At 73.0% G+C, this 21,141-nt stretch carries 19 protein-coding genes and 1 pseudogene; 12 read left to right on the plus strand and 8 right to left on the minus strand.

What is annotated here, in order from left to right:
• Positions 1 to 81: 81 nt before the first annotated feature.
• Both N5I75_RS29205 and N5I75_RS29210 read right to left on the minus strand, forming a co-directional pair.
• Positions 82 to 1,251 (minus strand): annotated as a pseudogene (locus N5I75_RS29205) (phosphatidylglycerol lysyltransferase domain-containing protein); the annotation flags it as partial.
• A 162-nt stretch (positions 1,252 to 1,413) separates the two neighbouring features.
• Positions 1,414 to 2,583 carry an ABC transporter ATP-binding protein gene (locus N5I75_RS29210; protein WP_476682223.1) on the minus strand — a complete coding sequence of 390 codons (1,170 nt, stop codon included), beginning with the start codon at positions 2,581 to 2,583 and terminating at the stop codon, positions 1,414 to 1,416.
• A gap of 196 nt (positions 2,584 to 2,779) precedes the next feature.
• Here N5I75_RS29210 and N5I75_RS29215 point away from each other — a divergent pair, with 196 nt between their 5' ends.
• The 3 genes from N5I75_RS29215 to N5I75_RS29225 are packed head-to-tail and all read left to right on the plus strand — an operon-like array spanning position 2,780 to position 5,195.
• Positions 2,780 to 3,541 carry an ABC transporter permease gene (locus N5I75_RS29215; protein ID WP_476682225.1) on the plus strand — a complete coding sequence of 254 codons (762 nt, stop codon included), beginning with the start codon at positions 2,780 to 2,782 and terminating at the stop codon, positions 3,539 to 3,541.
• A complete protein-coding gene (locus N5I75_RS29220) occupies positions 3,538 to 4,206 on the plus strand; it encodes an ABC transporter permease (protein ID WP_476682227.1) in 669 nt (222 codons plus the stop codon). Before N5I75_RS29215 ends, N5I75_RS29220 begins: the two co-directional genes overlap by 4 nt.
• 17 nt (positions 4,207 to 4,223) lie before the next feature.
• Positions 4,224 to 5,195, plus strand: coding sequence for an ABC transporter substrate-binding protein (locus N5I75_RS29225; protein ID WP_476682229.1), 972 nt, complete (start codon positions 4,224 to 4,226; stop codon positions 5,193 to 5,195).
• Here the strand turns inward: N5I75_RS29225 and N5I75_RS29230 are convergent.
• From N5I75_RS29230 to N5I75_RS29240, 3 genes are read right to left on the minus strand one after another with little or no spacing between them, the layout of a single operon-like run.
• Positions 5,182 to 6,558, minus strand: coding sequence for a pentapeptide repeat-containing protein (locus N5I75_RS29230; RefSeq protein WP_476682367.1), 1,377 nt, complete (start codon positions 6,556 to 6,558; stop codon positions 5,182 to 5,184). The genes N5I75_RS29225 and N5I75_RS29230 overlap by 14 nt on opposite strands.
• On the minus strand, positions 6,540 to 7,892 hold the full coding sequence (locus tag N5I75_RS29235) for a PH domain-containing protein (RefSeq protein ID WP_476682231.1): 1,353 nt from the start codon (positions 7,890 to 7,892) through the stop codon (positions 6,540 to 6,542). Before N5I75_RS29235 ends, N5I75_RS29230 begins: the two co-directional genes overlap by 19 nt.
• Entirely contained in the window at positions 7,889 to 8,431 is a 543-nt protein-coding gene (locus N5I75_RS29240; RefSeq protein ID WP_476682233.1) for a PH domain-containing protein, read from the minus strand. Before N5I75_RS29240 ends, N5I75_RS29235 begins: the two co-directional genes overlap by 4 nt.
• 31 nt (positions 8,432 to 8,462) lie before the next feature.
• Here N5I75_RS29240 and N5I75_RS29245 point away from each other — a divergent pair, with 31 nt between their 5' ends.
• Entirely contained in the window at positions 8,463 to 9,614 is a 1,152-nt protein-coding gene (locus tag N5I75_RS29245) for an NADH-quinone oxidoreductase subunit D (protein WP_476682235.1), read from the plus strand.
• On the opposite strand, the gene N5I75_RS29250 is transcribed toward N5I75_RS29245, so the two are convergent.
• Positions 9,579 to 10,610 carry an SAM-dependent methyltransferase gene (locus N5I75_RS29250; RefSeq protein ID WP_476682237.1) on the minus strand — a complete coding sequence of 344 codons (1,032 nt, stop codon included), beginning with the start codon at positions 10,608 to 10,610 and terminating at the stop codon, positions 9,579 to 9,581. The genes N5I75_RS29245 and N5I75_RS29250 overlap by 36 nt on opposite strands.
• Before the next feature lie 166 nt (positions 10,611 to 10,776).
• On the opposite strand from N5I75_RS29250, the gene N5I75_RS29255 reads away from it, so the two are divergent.
• Both N5I75_RS29255 and N5I75_RS29260 read left to right on the plus strand, forming a co-directional pair.
• Positions 10,777 to 11,919: a sensor histidine kinase gene (locus tag N5I75_RS29255; RefSeq protein ID WP_476682239.1), complete on the plus strand. Its 1,143-nt coding sequence runs from the start codon at positions 10,777 to 10,779 to the stop codon at positions 11,917 to 11,919.
• Positions 11,920 to 11,974: 55 nt separating this feature from the next.
• On the plus strand, positions 11,975 to 12,643 hold the full coding sequence (locus N5I75_RS29260) for a response regulator (protein ID WP_476682241.1): 669 nt from the start codon (positions 11,975 to 11,977) through the stop codon (positions 12,641 to 12,643).
• 11 nt (positions 12,644 to 12,654) lie between these two features.
• Here the strand turns inward: N5I75_RS29260 and N5I75_RS29265 are convergent, their stop codons facing one another.
• The gene (locus N5I75_RS29265) at positions 12,655 to 13,761 is read right to left on the minus strand and encodes a DUF5937 family protein (protein ID WP_476682243.1); all 1,107 of its coding nucleotides are present in this window, start codon (positions 13,759 to 13,761) and stop codon (positions 12,655 to 12,657) included.
• 189 nt (positions 13,762 to 13,950) lie between these two features.
• Here N5I75_RS29265 and N5I75_RS29270 point away from each other — a divergent pair, with 189 nt between their 5' ends.
• A complete protein-coding gene (locus N5I75_RS29270; RefSeq protein WP_476682245.1) occupies positions 13,951 to 14,175 on the plus strand; it encodes a hypothetical protein in 225 nt (74 codons plus the stop codon).
• A 74-nt stretch (positions 14,176 to 14,249) separates the two neighbouring features.
• On the opposite strand, the gene N5I75_RS29275 is transcribed toward N5I75_RS29270, so the two are convergent.
• Positions 14,250 to 15,422, minus strand: a complete 1,173-nt coding sequence (locus N5I75_RS29275) for a threonine aldolase family protein (RefSeq protein WP_476682247.1) — start codon at positions 15,420 to 15,422, stop codon at positions 14,250 to 14,252.
• A gap of 134 nt (positions 15,423 to 15,556) precedes the next feature.
• Here N5I75_RS29275 and N5I75_RS29280 point away from each other — a divergent pair, with 134 nt between their 5' ends.
• Genes N5I75_RS29280 through N5I75_RS29300 form a run of 5 tightly spaced genes read left to right on the plus strand, consistent with a single transcriptional unit; the run spans position 15,557 to position 21,021 of the window.
• Positions 15,557 to 16,492, plus strand: coding sequence for a Rossmann-like and DUF2520 domain-containing protein (locus N5I75_RS29280; RefSeq protein WP_476682249.1), 936 nt, complete (start codon positions 15,557 to 15,559; stop codon positions 16,490 to 16,492).
• Entirely contained in the window at positions 16,489 to 17,475 is a 987-nt protein-coding gene (gene panC / locus N5I75_RS29285; RefSeq protein WP_476682251.1) for a pantoate--beta-alanine ligase, read from the plus strand. Before N5I75_RS29280 ends, panC begins: the two co-directional genes overlap by 4 nt.
• Positions 17,472 to 19,208, plus strand: coding sequence for an L-aspartate oxidase (locus N5I75_RS29290; protein WP_476682253.1), 1,737 nt, complete (start codon positions 17,472 to 17,474; stop codon positions 19,206 to 19,208). The genes panC and N5I75_RS29290 overlap by 4 nt, the downstream gene beginning before the upstream one ends.
• Positions 19,205 to 20,224 carry a carboxylating nicotinate-nucleotide diphosphorylase gene (gene nadC / locus N5I75_RS29295; RefSeq protein WP_476682255.1) on the plus strand — a complete coding sequence of 340 codons (1,020 nt, stop codon included), beginning with the start codon at positions 19,205 to 19,207 and terminating at the stop codon, positions 20,222 to 20,224. The genes N5I75_RS29290 and nadC overlap by 4 nt, the downstream gene beginning before the upstream one ends.
• Positions 20,224 to 21,021, plus strand: coding sequence for a type III pantothenate kinase (locus N5I75_RS29300; RefSeq protein WP_476682257.1), 798 nt, complete (start codon positions 20,224 to 20,226; stop codon positions 21,019 to 21,021). The genes nadC and N5I75_RS29300 overlap by 1 nt, the downstream gene beginning before the upstream one ends.
• Positions 21,022 to 21,141: the final 120 nt, after the last annotated feature.

Here is a 21,141-nt window from a genome sequence, read left to right on the forward strand (position 1 = left end):
TTTGTTCCCGGCGGGCGTGGGCGCAGGGGCGGGGCTGCCGGCGCGGGTGGAACGTGGCGTTGAACCTGTGCAGCGACTCCATAGGCCACGGATGCGCCGCACCCGCACCTTGTAGCCGTGGCGCTCGATCCGCCTGACCATCTGGCGCACAGTGCGCATCGCGCGCCCGGCCAGGGTGAGGTCCGCGACGTCCACCACCGCCTCGTCACCCGGTTCGAGCGCGGTCAGGCCGGTCTCGCGGGTCCAGACCTCGCCGCCGGTCTCGGAGCAGCCCGTGACGGCGGGTGTCCAGGAGCGGGCCCGCGCCTCGTCCATGAAGTGCTCGATGGCGCCGGGCCAGGCCTCCACGTCGCCGACAGGGTCACCGCCCGCGAGCATGACGCCGGAGACGACGCGGTAGCGGACGGCCGCCTTGCCGCTCGGCGAGAACACGACGCCCTTGTCGCGGCGGAGCGCGAAGTGGCCCGGAGAGTCGCGCGCGCCGTGCTTCTCCAGGAGGGCGCGCAGTCGCGTCTCGTCCTCCGGGCTGAGGCGCGCGGCCGGCTGCGCGGGGCGGAACACGAGGTAAATGGTGGTGAGCGCGGTGACCATGCCGAGCGCGCCGAGGGAGACCGCGACCGTGCGCGAGGTGGTGCCCGTGTAGTCGAGCGGCCCGTCGACGCCGAACAGGCCGTACAGGACGTGCTCCAGGCGCTCGGCGAGACTCGGACTGCCGACCATTTTGCGCGGATGGACGCTGACGATCACCAGGCCGATCAGCAGCGAACCGGCGCCCATGAGCACGAAGTTGGTGAGCGCGCGCCAGCGGCTGCGCGGGTCGGGCGGGGCGTCGAACTCGCCGTGGTGCCTGGCGAGCAGCCACAGGAGGAGCAGCGGGATGACGACGCCCAGGACCGAGTGCCGGTACGCGAACTGCGCGCAGGCGCCGAGCGGCAGCAGCACCACGGCCGCCCGCCAGGCCCGCCGCTTGCGGCGCCGCAGGCCGTGCGCGAGCAGGAGCAGCAGGACGCCGCTGCTCAGCGCGAGGGCCGCGGCGAACGGACCGAGCGTGCCGGGGATCACCTCGGCCAGGGCGTGCATCCGGCTGTGCCGGAACCGCGGGAAGACGCCGGCGGCGATGTCGAGGAACCCGGCGAGGACGCAGGCCCTGGCGATCAGGGGCGGCACGGCCTCCGGCCGCGGACCGCGCGGGACGCGCCACACCCGGCCCGGTGCCCCCGGAGCGGATTCACCCTTTTTCCTGACGGACATCGCATTCCCGTAGTTCCGCGAGAAACGTGAACGCGGTGCCATACCGGGCATCCGCGACGTGCGCCCTCTAGGACGGGACGACAGGGAGCCTGGTTCACTCCCTGTCGCAAAGTCACCGCAAACAGCGAAGCGGTGTGCTTTGGGCCGTACGTCACCGGTGCCTCACTTGGCGAGCGGGGCCACCGTCTCCAGCTCGACCTCCGCGCGCGTGATGTCGCGGGCGTCCGCCGCCGTGGAGCGGCGCAGCGCCTCATGCAGCCTGGCCGGGGTCAGGACGCCGAGGAAGCGGCCCTCGGAGCGGGCGTCGATGACCGCGATCCAGCCCGCGTCGTGCTGGAGCATCGTCGCGAACGCCTGCTTGAGCGAGGCGCCGACCGGCAGCCATGCCTCCATGCGACGGGCATGGTCGCGCACGGTGCCGCCCCCGCCCTGCGCCGCCGCCGCGCGCGTGTGCTCGGCGGAGATCCAGCCGTGCAGGTTGTTGTCATGGTCCAGGACGACGGCCCAGCGGGCGTCGAGCTCCGTGGGCAGCGGGTCGTCGAGGTGGACGACGGGCGGCTGCTCCAGGTCGCCCTCCTCGATGGGCGTGACGGACAGCCGCTTGAGGCCCCGGTCGGCACCGACGAAGTCGGCCACGTACGGGGTCGCGGGGGCGCCCAGGACGGCCGAGGGGGTGTCGAACTGCTCGATGCGGCCCTGCCCGTACACGGCGATGCGGTCGCCGAGGCGGACGGCCTCCTCGATGTCGTGCGTGACGAAGAGGACGGTCTTGTTGAGCGTCTGCTGGAGCCGCAGGAACTCGGTCTGCAAATGGTCGCGGACGACCGGGTCGACGGCGCCGAACGGCTCGTCCATCAGCAGGACCGGCGGGTCGGCGGCCAGGGCGCGGGCCACGCCGACCCGCTGGCGCTGCCCGCCCGAGAGCTGTTCCGGGTAGCGGTCGCCGAACGTCTTCGGGTCCAGGCCCACCAGGTCGAGCAGTTCGGCCGCGCGCTCGCGGGCGGTGGCGCGCTTGACGCCGAGCAGGTGCGGCACGGTCGCCGTGTTGTCGAGCACCGTCTTGTGGGGGAAGAGGCCCACCTGCTGAATGACGTAGCCGATCCGGCGCCGCAACTGGACGGGGTCGATCGCGGATATGTCGTCGCCGTCGAGGAATATCCGGCCCTCGGTGGGCTCGATCAGCCGGTTCACCATTTTCATCGTCGTGGTCTTGCCACAGCCCGAGGGGCCGACGAGGGTGACCAGTTCGCCCTCGTTCACCTCGAAGGACAGGTCGTCGACGGCAGTGGTGCCGTCCGCATACCGCTTGCTGATGTGCTCGAACCGGATCATGAGACCCCATTCTGCCGCGCCGCGGCGCCGACGGACACGGCCCGGCAAGGCAGTCGTGTGAAGGGAATGTTGCGGGGAGGGGACGGGTATCGGCCATTGTCAGTGCTGCCCGCTAGGGTCGTCGACAGTCAGAAAAGGTGCGTGCGCGTGTACGGATCACTGACATACGTTCGGGGAAGCGGGGGAGGTGGGCGGGGTGAGCGAGCAGAACTGCCTGGTGGCCAATGACTGGGTGTGCGGGGAGTATCTGCGCACCCGCAGCCAGGAATTGGTGGACGCGACCGTCCAGCACATCGGGATCACCGTGGCATCGGTGCTGATCGGGGTCCTGATCGCGTTCCCGCTCGCGCTGCTCGCCCGGCACAAGCGGGCTTTCGCCGGCCCGGTGCTCGGGCTGACGACGGTGGTCTACTCGATTCCCTCTTTGGCGATGTTCTCGCTGCTGCTGCCCCTTTTCGGGCTCTCGGCCGCGCTGGTGGTCACCGGGCTCGTCCTGTATTCGCTGACGATTCTCGTGCGCAACATTCTGGCGGGGCTGCAGGCGGTCCCCGAAGAGGCGAGAGAGGCCGCGCGCGGCATGGGGTACGGGTCGCTGCGGCTGCTGTGGGAGGTCGAACTGCCGCTCGCGCTGCCCGCGTTGCTCGCGGGCGTGCGGATCGCGACGGTCTCCACGGTGGCGCTGACGACGGTCGGCGCGATCGTCGACTACGGCGGCCTCGGCACGCTGATCCTCGACGGCCTCGACAGTGACTTCAAGGCGCAGGTGCTGACCGCCTCGGTGCTCTGCGTGGTGCTCGCGATCCTCGCGGACCTGCTGCTCCTCGGCGTGCAGCGGTGGCTCACCCCGTGGACGCGGGCGACGCGGGCGACGCGGACGGCGGCCGGGCGCTCCGCGCGCGGGAGCCGAATACGTGACAGCGCGGCCGCGGCCTCGGTGGAGCCGGAGAAGGTGGCATGAACGCGATATCGGGGGCCTGGGACTGGCTGAGCACGGGAGCCAACTGGCAGGGCGAGAAGGGGGTGTGGCACCGCCTCGCCGAGCACCTGTACTTCAGCGGTGTCGCGCTCGCCGTGGCCTGCCTGATCGCGCTGCCGCTCGCCCTGTGGCTCGGGCACATCGGCAAGGGCGGCGCCCTCGCGATCAACGTGTCGAACGTGGGGCGCGCGGTGCCGACGCTGGCCGTCCTCGTCCTGCTGACTCTGACACCGCTGGGCCGCCACGGTGACGTGCCGACGCTGATCGCCCTGGTCCTGTTCGCGGTGCCGCCGCTGCTGACCAACGCGTACGTGGGTATGCGCGAGGTCGACCGCTCGGTGGTGGAGGCGGCGCGCGGCATGGGCATGAGCGGCCGCCAGGTCTTCGCCCGGGTCGAGCTGCCGCTGGCGTACCCGCTGGTGATGACCGGGCTGCGGTCGGCGGCGGTGCAGGTGATCGCGACGGCGACGCTGGCGGCGATGGCCGGCGAGGGCGGTCTCGGCCGGATCATCACGGCCGGGTTCAACCTCCAGGACACGCCCCAGGTCGTGGCGGGAGCCGTACTGGTGGCCGCCCTCGCGCTGCTCGTGGAGGGCGTTTTCGTGGCGGTGGGACGGGTGCTCGACCCCATGCGGGGCCGGGCGTGAAGGCAACGAGGAGAGCGATGAACAGCAGGACGCGTCGAATGGCTCTGGCCGCCGTGGCGGTCGCGGCGCTGACCGCGGGCGTCACCGCGTGCGGCGGCGACAGCCTGGAGGGCAAGGACGATTCGAACGGCTCAGGTGGCGACACCGGAAAGAAGGGCAAGGTCGTCATCGGCGCGGCCAGCTTCACCGAGGCCAAGGTGCTCGGCGAGCTGTACCGGCAGATCCTGTCCGACGCCGGGTACGACGCCTCGGTGAAGACGGTCGAGAACCGGGAGATCTACGAGCCGCAGCTCGCGAAGGGCGCCATCGACGTGGTGCCCGAATACGCGGCGACGCTCGCCGAATTCCTCAACCTGAAGAAGAACGGCTCCGACGCGAAGCCCGTCGCCTCCAGCGATGTCGACGCCACCGTCGCGGCGCTGCGCAAGCTCGCCGAGCCGGAAGGGCTGAAGGTTCTCGACCCGGGTGAGGCCGTCGACCAGAACGCGTTCGCGGTGAGCGAGAGCTTCGCGGAGAAGCACAAGCTCAAGACGCTTTCCGATCTCGGCAAGTCCGGCGAGAAGGTCAAGATCGCGGCCGGTGACGAATGCGAGGAGCGGCCGTTCTGCGCGCCGGGCCTGGAGAAGACGTACGGCATCGACGTCGCGGGGATCGACCCCAAGGGCGTCGGCACCACGCAGTCCAAGCAGGCCGTGAAGAACGGCCAGGACCAGCTCGTCCTGACGACCACGACCGACGCGACGCTGAAGAACTTCGGCCTCGTTCTCCTGGAGGACGACAAGAAGCTGCAGAACGCGGACAACATCATTCCGGTTGTGAACGCGAAGGACGCGGGCGACAAGGGGATATCCGACGTTCTCGGGAAGCTGACGAAGACGCTCACCACGGATGACCTCATCGAGTTGAACCGCAAGGTCGACGCCGAACGCCAGAAGGAAGCGGATGTCGCGACGGACTATCTCGAGTCCAAGGACCTCATCGGTAAATGATCTTGAAGGCCCTTCGGAGATGCGGGAGGGAACGGAACGGGTGGTCCGGGCGTCTTCCGGTGTGAGTCCGGTGCTTTCTGTGCCGCCTGTGCCCGAATTTTGCCGGGCGGGGCTTCGGGATTCGCCTACGCGCGGTAAGTTTCTGGCCATGCCACGTGGACGTCACCGCCATTCCCCACCCCTGCACCGACTGCTGCCCCCTTCGGTGATCGCCGGTGTGCCCCTCGTCTGCGCGGGCGGCGTCTGGCTGTCCGACGACCCGCTCGTGCTCCGCGGGATCACCGCGGCCGCCGCGGCCGCCGCCGTGATCGGCGCCGTGGTGATGCGGCGCTGGGACCGGCTCGCGGGCAAGCAGGTCGCCGAGCTGACCCGGGGTGCCGCCAGCGAGCGCTGGCGGCACGAGGAGGCGGTGGCCGAGCTGGAGGGCGACCTCGAGGAGTCCCGCGAGCTGCGCTCCCGGCTCGAGGCCAAGCTCCGCGCGAAGCGCTCCGAACTGGCGGGCCTGCGCAACGAGCACGCGGCGCTGCTGCGCCGGTACGCCAACGCCGAGACGGAACGGGCCAGCGCCCTGGAGGGCCGGCGCCGCCTCGCCATAGAGGCCACCGCCCCGGCGAAGGCGCTGCCCGCTGTGGCCAGTGGCCCGGGCGGCACGGCCACCCCGGTCCTGTACCTGCGGGCCAACGCGGCGCTCGACCGCCTCGCCCGGCCCGAGCCGAAGCCGGCCGCGGAGGCCGATTCGCAGGGGAAGTCCCGCGCGGCGTCCGGCCACTACACCGTGCCGGCCGCCGCGGCGGTGGTGCCCCCGGCGCCCGCGCGCAAGGTCCCGCAGGGCGGCTTCGACTTCTTCGGCACGAGCGGCTCCGCGACGGACGGCTCCGCCGGGGAGCCGGACGAGGACCTGGCCGACGTCATCGGCGACGAGGTGCTCGCCGAGCACGAGGCGCTCACGGAGCAGGGGCAGGCGCAGGGGCAGCAGACGGCGCAGGCCCAGCAGCAGGAGCCCGCCGCGCCGGACACCGCCGACCAGGCCGTCGTCGGCAAGGACGACCCGGCCAAGGACAGCACCGACAAGGTCAGCACCAGCAAGAACGGCACCGACAAGGTCAGCACCGGCAAGGTCAGCACCGGCAAGGTCAGCACCGGCAAGGTCAGCACCAGCAAGAACGGAACCGGCAAGGACAGCGCCGACAACGACGTCACCGAGCAGGAGGTCATCGACCTGACCGCTCACGACGAGACCGAGCAGATCGACGTCGGTGACCTGAGGTCGGCCCTGCGAGCCTGACCCCCGTACCCGTGATCCCCAGACGTGCGCACAGGGCGCCCTACTCCTCGTAGGGCGCCTTACTTCTGGCTCATCCACCGGTCGGGCCGCGCCGCCCGGCGCCCCGTGCGGGACCGGTCCGCCTGGGCGCGCAGCAGCTCCGACGCCTCCTGCACGTCCCGCAGGCGGGCCGTCACCGTCTTGTTGGCGCCGGTGTCGAGGTGCAGGTTGGCGACGCGCAGACACCGTTCCCACGGCCCCTGGGTGAGGCGGACGCTCTGCACCTTGGCGTGCGGGACGAGGGAGACATGGCGCCGCAGCAGCCCGTGGCGCGCCGCGAACGCCGTCTCCGTGACGGCGACCCCGTACGCCCGCCACCACAGCGGTACGCACCAGCGGCCGCGCCGGGGCGCGGGCACGAACTCGGCGGGCTTGGGCACGGCGACGCCCGGCAGGATCCGCGCGACGACGTCCTCGGCGTGCCCGCGCGGGGCGACGGGCACAAGGACGGAGTTGGCGGACCCGGCGACGTGCAGCTCGACACGGACCCAGCCGCGCCGCCGCCACAGCAGCGGCTCCACGAGGCGGACGGTCTGCACGCGGCCCGGCGGCACCGTCTCGTGCGCCCGGTCGAGCAGCCCGTGGTCGATGCGGAGCCCGTCCTGGGACTCGCCGACCGTCCAGTCGTACTCCGAGATGAAGCGGCCCGCGCTGTGCGTGAACGCGGCGCCGGCCAGCGGCACCCCTGCCGCGATCACCGTCCACAGGTTGTGGGTGACGAACCAGAGGAAGGACGGCACGACGAGCGCGGCGAGCAGCATCGCCCAGGGCGCGCCCGTCAGGAGCAGGGACACCGCGAGCGTGCGCGGGGGCGTGTGCAGGAGCTGGCGCGCGGGCGCCTCGCCCACTTCGTGCGCCGACTCGGGGGCGAAACCGGCCGCCCTTGCGAGCAGTTCGGCCCGCAGGTCGCGCGCCTCCTTCTCGCCGAGGAAGGAGAGTTCGTCCTTCTTGTCGGCGCCCACCACGTCGAGCTTCAGCTTGGCGACGCCGAGGAGGCGGGCCGCGAGCGGCTGGGTGATGTCGACGGCCTGGAGCCGGTCGAGCCGGATGTGCGCGGTGCGGCGGAACAGCAGGCCCGTGCGGATGCGCAGTTCGGTGTCGGTCACCGCGAAGTGCGTGAACCACCAGGTGAGGAAGCCGTACAGGGCGGCCGCGGGCACCAGGACGGCGAGCCCGATGAAGAGGGTGGCCCCGGTCAGGTGCGCGAGCTGGCGCTGCGCCTGGTCCATGTCGTGCACGGCCCAGCCGAGCAGCACGGCTATCGGCGCCCAGGCCCGCCGGAACGGGGTGACGGGGTGCAGCCGCCGCTCCCGCAGCGGTGGCCCCGCGGGTGCCGCGGCCGTCACGTCCTCGGTGCCGGGCCCGCTCGTCACAGCCCCGCCGATCGGGCCTCGCCCAGCTCCGTGAGGCGGTCGCGAAGGCGTTCCGCCTCGGCCGGGCTCAGGCCGGGGATCGTCGCGTCGGTGGCGGCGGCCGCGGTGTGCAGTTGCAGGCTGGCCAGGCCGAACTTGCGCTCCAGAGGGCCCGAGGTCACTTCGACGAGCTGCATGCGCCCGTACGGCACGATCGTTTCCTCACGCCACAGCACGCCGCGGCTGATGAGCAGGTCGTCGGCGCGCTCGGCGTAGCGCCACGAGCGCCAGTTGCGGCCGAGCATCGGCCAGCCCCAGGCGAGGACCGCGAGCGGCAGCAGCGCGAACGCCGCCCAGGGCGGGCCCGCGAAGAGCGCGAGCAGGACGCCGATCGCGACGGCCGGTGGCAGCAGCCACAACACGAGCAGCAGTCTGCGCAGCTTGAGCAGCCCCGGCGGAAGGCCCGTCCACACCGGCTCGTCGCCGGGCGCCCCGGACCGTGCAGGACCCTCGCCCGAAGGGCCCATGGCGCCCGTGGTCCCCGTCATCCCCGTTTCCATACGTCCACCCTACGTAGGAGAGACTGTCCGCATGACGCCCACGACTCAGGCCACGGTCGGCATCGGTGGTGCCGCGGAGAGCACCGACATGGTGCTCAACATCGGTCCGCAGCACCCCTCCACCCATGGCGTGCTGCGCCTGCGTCTCGTGCTCGACGGCGAGCGCATCCAGCACGCGGAGCCGGTCATCGGCTATATGCACCGCGGTGCGGAGAAGCTCTTCGAGGCGCGCGACTACCGGCAGATCGTGATGCTCGCCAACCGCCACGACTGGCTGTCCGCGTTCTCCAACGAGCTGGGCGTCGTGCTCGCCGTCGAGCGGATGCTGGGCATGGAGGTCCCCGAGCGGGCGGTCTGGCTGCGGACCCTGCTCGCCGAGCTGAACCGGGTCCTGAACCATCTGATGTTCCTGGGTTCGTACCCGCTCGAACTGGGCGGAATCACCCCGGTCTTCCATGCCTTCCGTGAGCGCGAGGAGCTCCAGAACGTCATGGAGGAGGTCTCCGGCGGCCGCATGCACTACATGTTCAACCGGGTCGGCGGCCTCAAGGAGGACCTGCCGCTCGGCTGGACGACCCGCGCGCGTGAGGCCGTCGCCTCGGTGCGCTCCCGGATGGACGTCTACGACCGCCTCGTCCTCGGCAACGAGATCTTCCGGGGCCGCACGCGCGGCGTCGGCGTCCTGTCCGCCGAGGCCGCGCACGCGTACGGGGTCAGCGGCCCGATCGCCCGCGCCTCCGGCGTCGACTTCGACCTGCGCCGCGACGAGCCGTACCTCGCCTACGGGGAGCTGCGGGACACCCTGAAGGTCGTCACCCGGCAGGAGGGCGACTGCCTGGCCCGCTTCGAGTGCCTGCTCGAACAGTCCCACAACGCGCTCGACCTCGCCGACGCCTGCCTCGACCGGCTCGCCGACCTTCCGCCGGGCCCGGTCAACCAGCGCCTCCCGAAGGTCCTCAAGGCGCCCGAGGGCCACACGTACGCGTGGACGGAGAACCCGCTCGGCATCAACGGCTACTACCTCGTCAGCAAGGGCGAGAAGACGCCGTACCGGCTCAAGCTGCGCTCGGCGTCGTACAACAACATCCAGGCGCTGGCCGAACTCCTGCCCGGGACGCTGGTCGCCGACATGGTGGCGATCCTCGGGTCACTGTTCTTCGTCGTCGGCGACATCGACAAGTAGCCTCGCCGCCGGTTCCGGGACGCCCACGGGTTCGAGCAGCCAGCCGAAGTCGCCGAGCCCGCCGCGGGCGGTCAGCTCGGACGCCTCTCCCGCCCGTGTGAGCGCCCGGACGTACGCCGCCGGGTCCTGGGACGCCAGAGCCAGCGGCGGGCGCCCCGAGGCGACTCCGAGGGCGCGCAGGGCGGCACGCTGCGACACGACGCGGGCCCCCGGCGTCACGGCGCACGCGTCGAGCGCGACGTGGGCCGTGAGGTCGCAGGAGCCGTTCGGCACGGGAGCGGTTTCGCGGCCGTCCCGGAAACCGGTGAGCGTGCCGAACAGGGGGCGCGCCCCGCGCGCGTGGGCGTAGTCCACGGCGACCGCGAGGCCGCGCTCCAGGGTGCGTACGGCCGCCGCCCACGCCTTGTCGCGGGGCTGCCCGACCTCGGCGCGCAGCCCCGGCTCGGCCGGCAGCGGCCACCAGGCGTCCAGCCAGCGCCGCGTGGCCTCGTCCAGGGGCGCGGTGTCGAGGTGCTCCTCGCCGTCCTCCCGTACGCGCACGAGCCGGGCCGCGCCGTCCTCGTCTGTCTCGACGACGTCCAGGGGCACGTTGTCGAGCCACTCGTTCGCGAAGAGGAGGCCGGTGATCCCGGCGGGCGGTTCGGCGTGCCACTCGATCCGCTCGTCGAGCCCCGCGGGCCGGTCGGCCTTCTCCACCGCGCAGGCACGCACGCGTGCGGCCACTTTCTCCGGAAGCGCCGCAAGGACGCCGGAGACGAGTTCGCCGCGCCCGGCCGCCATGTCGACGAACGTCAGGCCGTCCGGTGCGCCGAGCGCCGCGTCGACCCGGCACAACAACTCGGCCACCGCGCCCGCGAACAAGGGCGACGCGTGGACCGACGTACGGAAGTGCCCGGCGGGCCCCTCCGGCCTGCGGTAGAAGCCGTGCGGGCCGTAGAGCGCCTCGTCCATGGCGGCGCGCCAGCCGCGTCCCACGCCCTCAGTTGCGTTGCTCACGCCCGAAGGCTATGCGCAGGGGGCGCATGCGCCTCCACCTTGCGGAGTACGCGCGCCCGCTCCGGATCGGCCCTCCGGTTGACCCCGGCACCCCCGGCCTGCCTACCCTCGGCGCCTCTACGACTTCCTCCGCAGACACCCGACGTGGGTCGACGGCTTCTGGGCCGTGATCCTGCTCGGGATCTCGGTGGCGAGCGGCACCACCGCGAACGGCTCGCCGCCGCGCGGGAACGAGGCGGTGTCGATCGGCTGCGCCGTCGTCCTCTCCCTGGTCGTGGCGTTGCGCCGGCGCATGCCGGAGAAGATGCTCGTGCTCGCGATCGTCGCGGGCCTGGCCCAGCTGGTGTTCGACGCGCGGACCAACCCGTCCGACTTCGCCATGCTGGTGATCATCTACACGGTCGCGGTGAGCGGTGCCCGCTGGGCGTCCCGGCTCGCCCTGATCGGCGGCCTGTGCGCGGCCCCGCTCGCCGAGCTGCGCTGGCCCACCATGTCCTCCAGCGGCGCCGGGCACATCGCGGTCACCGTCTTCCAGATGGTGCCCTTCGCCCTCGCCTGGGTCCTCGGCGACTCGCTGCGCACCCGCCGCGCCTACCTGGAGCAGCTGGAGGAGCGCGCGGCCCGCCTGGAGAAGGAGCGCGAGGCCCAGTCGAAGGTCGCGGTCGCGGCGGAACGGGCGCGGATCGCCCGCGAGTTGCACGACGTCGTCGCGCACAACGTGTCGGTGATGGTGGTGCAGGCCGACGGCGCCGCCTACGTCCTCGACCAGGCGCCCGACCAGGCGAAGAAGGCCCTGGAGACCATCTCGGGGACGGGCCGCCAGGCGCTCGCCGAGATGCGCAGGCTGCTCGGTGTGCTGCGCACCGGCGAGCACGAGGAGGGCGGCGAGTACGTGCCGCAGCCCGACGTCGAGCAGATCGAGGACCTCGTCGAGCAGGTGCGCACCGCGGGCCTCCCCGTCGACTTCAAGGTGGAGGGCACCCCGCGCCCGCTGCCCAGCGGTGTCGAGCTGACCGCGTACCGCATCGTGCAGGAGGCGCTCACCAACACCCGCAAGCACGGCGGCCCGAACGCGGGAGCGAGCGTCCGCCTCGTCTACTTCGACGACGGCCTCGGCCTGCTCGTGGAGGACGACGGCAAGGGCGCCCCGCACGAGCTGTACGAGGACGGCGGCGCCGACGGCCGCGGCCACGGCCTCATCGGCATGCGGGAGCGCATCGGTATGGTCGGCGGCACGCTGGACGCGGGCCCGCGCCCCGGCGGTGGCTTCCGTATCAGCGCACTGCTGCCTCTGAAGTCCGCTCATTGACACGTACCAGCAACTGAGTTCACATAAGTCGCCACGAGAGGTGAGGACCCGCCCGATGCCGATCAAGGTCATGCTCGTCGACGACCAGGTGCTGCTGCGCACCGGCTTCCGGATGGTCCTCGCCGCGCAGCCGGACATGGAGGTCGTCGCCGAGGCGGGCGACGGCGTCGAGGCGCTGGAGGTGCTGCGCGCGACAGCGGTGGACGTGGTCCTCATGGACGTCCGCATGCCGAAGCTCGACGGTGTGGAGACCACGCGGCGGATCTGCGCGGACCCGAACCCGCCGAAGGTGCTCATCCTGACCACGTTCGACCTCGACGAGTACGCGTTCTCCGGCCTCAAGGCGGGCGCCTCCGGGTTCATGCTCAAGGACGTGCCGCCGGGTGAGCTGCTGACCGCGATCCGCTCCGTGCACAGCGGCGACGCCGTCGTCGCGCCCTCGACGACGCGCCGCCTGCTCGACCGGTTCGCGCCGATGCTGCCCAGCTCCACCAAGGAGCCGCAGGCCGCCGAGCTGGACCGGCTCACCGAACGCGAGCGCGAGGTCATGATCCTCGTCGCCCAGGGCCTGTCGAACGGTGAGATCGCGGCGCACCTGGTGCTCTCCGAGGCCACGGTGAAGACGCACGTCGGCCGCATCCTCACCAAGCTGGGCCTGCGCGACCGCGTCCAGGTCGTCGTCCTCGCGTACGAGACGGGGCTGGTCCGCGCGGGCGGGCGCTGAGCCCCGGCGCCTCAGCGCAGGACGCCCTCGATGAAGTCGCCGCCCAGGCGCGAGACCACGCCCAGATCCAGCATGTGCTGCACATAGCGCCCCTGACGGCGCGTCGCTATGAGCCCCGCCTTCTTGAGCACCGTCAGGTGCCGGGATATCTCCGGCGCCGACATCCCGTGCGCGTCGGCCAGCTCGCTCGTCGTGTACGAGCCGCGCGCCAGGTGGCGGCACAGGCGCATCCGCACCGGGTGGGCGAGGGCGGACATGCGCAGGGTCAGCTGCTCGACGGAGGGCGGCGCCGTGAGCCCCGGTGCCGAGACCGGGTAGGTGATCACCGGCTGCCAGCCCGCGCGGTGCAGGACCCACAGGTGCGGCCAGCCCATGCTGGTCGGGATCAGGACCAGGTCGCCGTCCCCGACCGTGGCGACCCCGACGCTGATCTTGTCCACGACGAGGGTGCGCCCCGTCCGGTCGAGCGAGACGGCGGAGGAGGTGGCCTTCAGGGCGTCCCCGAGGCCCTTGCGGCGGATCAGCTCCGTCTTGTGCCGGGCGTCCGCCGCGAGCTGGTGCTGCACCCGCGCCCACACGTCCGCGAAGAACGCCTCCTCGCAGTCGCGCAGCAGCTCGCGGAACCAGCTCCGCACGCCGGGCGGGTCGTCGAGGAGGCGCTGCGTGAAACGGACCTGGTGGGCTCCGCGCGCGGCGGCGAGGTCGAGCGCGCGCTCGCGGGTGCGCGGGTCGTCGAGCCGGCTGACGGAGCGGCTCGCGTAACTCGACTGGCAGGTGAACTCCAGGGCCGCGTCCACGAACTGCTCGTCGGACAGCTTGTCCAGGAGGTCCAGCTCCTCGGTGAGCGTGGCCCCGGGGCGGGTGCGGCGTCCGGCGATCGCCGCGGAGGGCGTGAACACGTCCGAGAACGTCGTCCGCCACAGGAAGTCCGCCTCGCACATCCGGTCGGCGAGGCACGGGTCGAGGCGCGTCGTCACGCTCGTCGTCCACCCCTGGAGCCCCGGGTGGTGCGCGGGCTCGGCCAGCGCGTGCAGCGCCATGCCGAGCTCGGCCAGGGGCGAGGGCACGACGCCGATGCGCTCGGGCGTCAGGCCCGTGATGTCGATGCTCACGCTCATGGCCCCATGGTGCCCGCCGCCACTGACAACCGGGGCGCCGATTGACGGCTCCCGTCAATCGGCGTGACCAAGGCCCGCGGCCCGGCGCAGCCTCGTGGTCGTCGGCCCCGAACCGCGACAGCCCGGCCCCTGTCGGGCCAAGTCGCAGGAAAAGCCATGATCCGGACCTGATCGAGCGAGGTGTTCGCCATGACCGTCAGCCAGCAGTACGCCCTCGACGTCTACCGAGCCGCCCGGCGCGGCGAGCCCGCGGGGCCCGTCCCCGGCACGCACGACCTGGCCGCCCTCCGCGCGCTGCGTGACCACCGCCGCTTCGAGGCGGTCCTGGCCGGGCGCCCGGCCCGCGGCCGCGTCCGCGCGGCGCTGACCCGCCGTCTCGCGGGCGTCCGCGGGCGGTCCGCGGCCGGGTGCTGAACCACCCCCCCCCGCGGCCGGGTGCTGAACCACCCCCTCGTGGCCGGGTGCTGAACCACCCCCGGGTGCCGCCGCTAAGCCCGGCCCGGCAGCCGCCGCACGAAGTCCGCGACGGCCGCGCGGACGTCGTCGGCGCTCCACTCCAGACCCGGTTCCGCGACCGTCACCTCGCCGACCGAAAGCCCCGGCACCTTGTCCGTCGCCCACCAGCGCCCGAACAAGGACACCTTGGTCTCCTCCGCCTGTGCCACCCCGGCCTCCGTGAGCGCCTCGGCGTCGTAGGGCAGCCACACCCGGAACTCGTGCGTGTGCGGCACCTCCGGATGGATCCCCGCCCAGGCCACGCCCGCCTCCGCGAAGCCGTCCCGCAGCGCCCGCGCGACCACGCGCGCGTGCCGCACGTACGACGGCAGCTTCGGCAGCTCCCGCTCCAGACCCGCGAGGGCGGCGATCACCTGCGGGAACTGCTGGTAGATCTGCCCGCCGTAGCGGTGCCGCCAGGCCCTGGCCTCGTCGATGAACGTCCGCGGGCCCGCGAGCGCCGCGCCGCTGAGCCCGCCGAGCGTCTTGTAGAACGACACGTAGACGCTGTCCGCGAGCGCCGCGATCTCGTCGAGCGGGCGGCCGAAGTGCTCCGTGCACTCCCACAGGCGGGCCCCGTCGAAGTGCACGACGGCGTCACGCGCGCGTGCCGCCTCGCACACCTCCTCCAGCTCCGCCCAGTCCGGGAGCACGAAACCGGCGTCCCTGAGCGGCAGTTCGAGCATCAGCGTCCCGAACGGCTCGTCCAGGTCCGCCACCTCCTCGGCGGTGGGCTGGCGCGGCTCGCGCGTGGGGTGCACCGTGCGCAGGCCGGTCAGCGCGGAGAGGGCGTCGCGCTCGTGCACCTCCGGGTGGGCCAGCGGGTGCAGCGCCACGGCGGGGTTCCCGGTCCGCCCGGCCCAGCAGCGCAGCGCGACCTGCTGCGCCATCGTGCCGCTGGGGAAGAACGCGGCCGCCTCCTTGCCGAGCAGCCGGGCGACCTTCTCCTCCAGGCCGGCGACGACCCCGTCACCGTAGAAGTCGGGGTCGCCCGCGAGGTCGGCCACCGAGGACGCGTCCTCGGTCAGCCGCGCGAGCCGCTCGCCGAGCGTCGCCTCGCTCGGCCGCCGCGCCAGCCTGCGCTCCGCACCCCGCCAGGCCGCGAGGCGCCGCGCGGCCTGCTTCTCTTCCCCGGTCCCGAGGTCGCTGTCACCGTTGTCGGTCATTCCCGGATGATCTCGCACGCGCGTGCGCTTGCCCACAGCCTGTGGACAGCCGAGGCCCGCCCGCCCAGATAGCGTTAACATGACGAGAAATCGTCCGGTACCCCGAGCGGACTGGAACGGAAGGCCATCGTCCCGTGTCACTTCCCCCGCCGAACGCCCCCTCCGAGCCCACCGATCCCCGGGACCGGCCGGCCCGCCTCACCGTGGGCGTCGTCGGCGCCGGCCGCGTGGGCCCCGCGCTCGCCGCGTCGCTGCAACTGGCCGGGCACCGCCCCGTGGCCGTCTCCGGAGTCTCCGACGCCTCCCAGCGGCGCGCCGCGGCCCTGCTGCCCGACGTGCCCCTGGTCGAGCCCGCCGAGGTCCTCGCCCGCGCCGACCTCGTGCTGCTCACCGTCCCCGACGACGCCCTGCCGGGTTTGGTCGAGGGGTTCGTCGAGACGGGCTCGATCCGCCCCGGGCAGCTGCTCGTGCACACCTCGGGCCGGTACGGCGCCAGGGTCCTCGACCCCGCCACGCGCGCGGGCGCGCTGCCGCTCGCGCTGCACCCCGCCATGACGTTCACCGGCACCGCCGTCGACGTCCAGCGCCTGGCCGGCTGCTCGTTCGGCGTGACCGCGCCCGAGGAGCTGCGCCTGGCCGCCGAGGCCCTCGTCATCGAGATGGGCGGCGAGCCCGAGTGGATCGCCGAGGAGAAGCGCCCGCTCTACCACGCGGCCCTCGCCCTCGGCGCGAACCACCTGGTCACCCTGGTCGCGGAGGCCATGGACCTGCTGCGCGACGCGGGCGTGGGCGCCCCCGACCGGATGCTCGGCCCATTGCTCGGCGCCGCGCTCGACAACTCGCTGAGGTCCGGTGACGCGGCGCTCACGGGCCCGGTCGCGCGCGGGGACGCGGGCACGGTCGCCGCGCACGTCGCCGAACTGCGCAAACACGCCCCCCAGACCGTCGCTGGCTACCTGGCGATGGCCCGCGCCACCGCCGACCGCGCCCTCGCGCACGGCCTGCTGAAGCCGGAGCTCGCCGAGGACCTGCTCGGCGTCCTCGCGACCGGAGCGGAGGACCCCCGATGAGCACGGCCCTGCTGCACAAGGGCGAGGAACTGCGCGCGCGCACGCGGGGCGGGCAGCGCGTCGTCGTCATGACGATGGGCGCCCTGCACGAGGGCCACGCCACCCTGATCCGCACCGCGCGCGAGCGCGCGGGCACCGACGGCGAAGTCGTCGTCACCGTCTTCGTGAACCCGCTCCAGTTCGGCGCGGGCGAGGACCTCGACCGCTACCCGCGCACCCTGGACGCCGACCTCAAGATCGCCGAGCAGGCGGGCGCCGACGCCGTCTTCGCGCCCTCAGCCGACGAGGTCTACCCCGGCGGACAGCCCCTGGTCCGCATCGCGGCGGGCCCCATGGGCGAGCGCTACGAGGGTGCTTCGCGCCCCGGCCACTTCGACGGCATGCTCACCGTCGTCGCCAAGCTGCTGCACCTCACGCGCGCGGACGTCGCCCTGTTCGGCCAGAAGGACGCGCAGCAGCTCGCCCTGATCCGCCGCATGGTGCGCGACCTGAACTTCGACGTGGAGATCGTCGCCGTACCCACGGTGCGCGAGGCCGACGGCCTGGCGCTCTCCTCCCGCAACCGCTACCTCTCCCCGGAGGAGCGGCGCAGCGCCCTCGCCCTGTCCCGCGCCCTGTTCGCGGGCCGCGACCGGCACGCCGCGCAGGAGGCCCTCCGCGCGCGTGGCGCCGAGAACCCCTCCACGCTCGCGCGCGCCCAGGCGCTCGGCGCGCTCGGCGAGGCCCGCGCCGCCGCCGACGCCCACGCCGTCGCAGCCCCGGGCGGCCCGGCGGGCGTCCTCGCCGCCGCCCGCCTGGTCCTGGACGAGGCCGCGCGCCTCAAGCCACCGGTCGAGCTGGACTACGTGGCCCTCATCGACCAGGCCGACTTCAGCGACGTACGGGACGGCTTCGAGGGCGACGCCGTCCTCGCCGTCGCCGCGCGCGTGGGGACGACCCGGCTGATCGACAATCTGCCCCTCACATTCGGAGCCCGCCCATGAGCGCCTCTGCAGGAACCAGCGCGTCCGCAGCGACCGGCATACGACTGCACGCCCCCGCCCCCGGCTGGTCCATCGAGGCCGACGTCGTGGTCGTCGGCTCGGGCGTCGCGGGCCTGACCGCCGCCCTGCGGTGCGAGGCCGCGGGCCTGAGGACCGTCGTCGTCACCAAGGCGCGCCTCGACGACGGCTCGACGCGCTGGGCCCAGGGCGGCATCGCCGCCGCGCTCGGCGACGGCGACACCCCCGAGCAGCACCTCGACGACACCCTCGTCGCGGGGGTGGGCCTGTGCGACACGGAGGCGGTCCGCACCCTCGTCACCGAGGGCCCCGACGCCGTACGCCGTCTGATCGAGACCGGCGCCCGCTTCGACGAGACCCCCGACGGCGCGCTCGACCTGACCCGCGAGGGCGGCCACCACCGCCGCCGCATCGCGCACGCGGGCGGCGACGCGTCGGGCGCGGAGGTCTCCCGGGCGCTGGTCGAGGCGGTACGCGCGCGTGGAATGCACACGGTCGAGAACGCGCTCGTCCTGGACCTCCTCACGGACGCCGAAGGACGCACGGCCGGTGTCACCCTGCACGTCATGGGCGAGGGCCAGCACGACGGAGTCGGCGCCGTCCTCGCGCCCGCCGTCGTCCTCGCGACCGGCGGCATGGGCCAGGTCTTCTCCGCGACGACCAACCCGCACGTCTCCACCGGCGACGGCGTCGCCCTCGCCCTGCGCGCGGGCGCCGAGGTCAGCGACCTGGAGTTCGTCCAGTTCCACCCCACCGTGCTCTTCCTCGGCGCCGACGCCGAGGGCCAGCAGCCGCTCGTCTCCGAGGCCGTACGGGGCGAGGGCGCCCACCTCGTGGACGCGGACGGCGTGCGCTTCATGGTGGGCCAGCACGAACTCGCCGAACTCGCCCCGCGCGACATCGTCGCCAAGGGCATCACGCGCCGCATGCAGGAGCGCGGCACGAACCACATGTTCCTCGACGGGCGGCACTTCGGCGCCGCCATGTGGGAGCAGCGCTTCCCGACGATCCTGGCCGCCTGCCGCGCCCACGGCATCGACCCCGTCACCGAGCCGGTCCCGATCGCCCCGGCCGCGCACTACGCCTCCGGCGGCGTCCGCACCGACCTCCACGGCCGCACCACCGTGCCCGGCCTGTACGCGTGCGGGGAGGTGGCCTGCACCGGCGTCCACGGCGCGAACCGGCTCGCCTCCAACTCCCTCCTGGAGGGCCTGGTCTACGCGGAGCGCATCGCCGACGACATCAAGGAGCAGCACGCCGGACAGCAGCTCCACGCGCGCGTGCCCGCGCCCGTCCCGCAGCCGCCGACCCCGACCCACCCCCTCCTGCCGTCCGAGGCGCGCTTCGCCATCCAGCGCGTGATGACCGAGGGCGCGGGCGTCCTGCGCTCCGCCGACTCCCTCGCCGAGGCAGCGGCCCGCCTCGGCCGCATCCACGCCGAGGCCGTCAACTCCCTGGCCGAGGACGGCAAGACGGCCGAACCCGGCGTCGACACCTGGGAGGCCACCAACCTCCTGTGCGTCGCCCGCGTCCTGGTCGCCGCCGCCCGCCGCCGCGAGGAGACCCGCGGCTGCCACTGGCGCGAGGACTTCGCCGACCGCGACGACACGAACTGGCGCCGCCACATCGTCGTGGGCCTCAAGGCCGACCGCACCCTGGCGACGCACACCACCCCGACCGCAGACTTCCCGGCAACGACCCCTCAGGAGCAGTGACCGACGTGAGCGCCACCCCCGACCTCCCCCTGGCAGCCGCCGACAGCGGCGGCTGCGGCGACAACTGCGGCTGCGCGCAGGCCACCTCCGACGACGCCACGGACGCCATGGAGTGCGGCCTCGACCCGTCGCTCGCCCAGCTCCTGCTCGACGCGGGCCTGCACCCCGTCGAGGTCGAGGACATCGCCCACATGGCGATCGCCGAGGACCTCGACGGCGGCGTCGACGTGACCACCGTCGCCACCATCCCCGAGGAGGCGGTCGCCACCGCCGACTTCACCGCCCGCGAGGCGGGCGTCGTGGCCGGACTGCGCGTCGCCGAGGCGATCATCTCCGTGGTCGCCACCGACGAGTTCGAGGTCGAGCGGCACGCCGAGGACGGCGACCGCGTCAGCGCCGGCCAGAAGCTCCTGTCCGTCACCACCCGCACCCGCGACCTGCTCACCGCCGAGCGCAGCGCGCTCAACCTGCTGTGCCGCCTCTCCGGCATCGCCACGGCCACGCGCGCGTGGGCGGACGCCCTGGAGGGCACCAAGGCCAAGGTCCGCGACACCCGCAAGACCACGCCCGGCCTGCGCTCCCTGGAGAAGTACGCGGTCCGCGCGGGCGGCGGCGTCAACCACCGCATGTCGCTCTCCGACGCGGCGCTCGTCAAGGACAACCACGTGGTCGCCGCGGGCGGCATCGCCCAGGCGTTCCAGGCGGTCCGCGACCGCTTCCCCGGCCTGCCCGTCGAGGTCGAGGTCGACACCCTGCACCAGCTCCGCGAGGTCCTGGACGCGGGCGCCGACCTGATCCTCCTGGACAACTTCACGCCCAGCGAGACCGAGGAGGCCGTGGCGCTCACCGACGGCCGCGCGCTCCTGGAGTCCTCCGGCCGGCTGACCCTGGAGAACGCGGCGACGTACGCCAAGACGGGCGTGGACTTCCTCGCAGTCGGCGCCCTGACCCACTCCTCGCCGATCCTGGACATCGGCCTCGACCTCCGAGAGGCCGACCGAGAGGCCGACGTCTGATGCTGCTCACCATCGACGTGGGCAACACCCACACCGTCCTCGGCCTGTTCGACGGCGAGGAGATCATCGAGCACTGGCGCATCTCCACGGACGCGCGCCGCACCGCCGACGAACTCGCCGTCCTGCTCCAGGGCCTCATGGGCATGCACCCGCTGCTCGGCGACGAACTCGGCGACGGCATCGACGGCATCGCCATCTGCTCGACCGTCCCCTCGGTCCTGCACGAGCTGCGCGAGGTCACTCGCCGCTACTACGGCGACGTGCCCGCCGTCCTGGTCGAGCCCGGCATCAAGACCGGCGTCCCGATCCTCATGGACAACCCCAAGGAGGTCGGCGCCGACCGCATCATCAACGCGGTCGCCGCCGTCGAGCTGTACGGCGGCCCGGCGATCGTCGTCGACTTCGGCACGGCGACGACGTTCGACGCGGTCTCCGCGCGCGGGGAGTACACCGGCGGCGTCATCGCCCCCGGCATCGAGATCTCCGTGGAGGCGCTCGGCGTCCGCGGCGCGCAGCTCCGCAAGATCGAGCTGGCCCGGCCGCGCAGCGTCATCGGCAAGAACACCGTCGAGGCCATGCAGTCGGGCATCGTCTACGGCTTCGCGGGCCAGGTCGACGGCGTCGTGCACCGCATGGCGAAGGAGCTGGCGGCCGACCCGGACGACGTCACGGTCATCGCCACCGGCGGGCTCGCGCCCATCATCCTCGGCGAGGCCTCGGTCATCGACGAGCACGAACCGTGGCTGACGCTGATCGGACTGCGACTGGTGTACGAGCGCAATGTCTCCCGGCTCTAGACGGCTCTAGACGGCTCTGAACGGTTCCAGTCGGTTACGGACGGGGGCGGTGCTCATAGCCGGGGCGGGAACAGCCACGCCGTGAATTGCCGGTTAAGCCGATTTTGTCGGTTATGGAAC

Source organism: Streptomyces sp. R818 (genome assembly GCF_056172735.1).